Below are 288 nucleotides of genomic sequence, written 5' to 3' on the forward strand. Positions count from 1 at the left end.
CCGTCGCCCAGCACGAACAGGTCGAAAAACGGCGCCATCACCGCCGGGTTGACCGCGTTCGGGCCTCCCCCGCAGACCAGCGGGTGCTCATCGGTGCGCCCGGCGGCCCTGATCGGTATCCCGGCCAGATCGAGCACTGTCAGCACGTTGGTGTATGTCAGTTCCGACTGGAGCGTGATCCCCAGCAGGTCGAAGCCGGAGAGCGGACTGCGGCTGGACAGGCCGTAGAGGGGAATCCCGCGTTCGCGCATCCGCTCTTCCGCGTCGGGCCAGGGGGTGAACGCCCGG

General features: G+C 68.8%; 1 pseudogene (only partly in view). It reads right to left on the reverse strand.

Annotation, left to right across the window (positions count from 1 at the left end):
• Nucleotides 1-288, reverse strand: a pseudogene (locus FVQ81_17015) (B12-binding domain-containing radical SAM protein); it runs 242 nt beyond the window's last position.

The organism is Candidatus Glassbacteria bacterium, assembly GCA_019456185.1.
In the GTDB taxonomy this organism is placed as follows: Bacteria; Gemmatimonadota; Glassbacteria; order GWA2-58-10; family GWA2-58-10; genus JAJRTS01.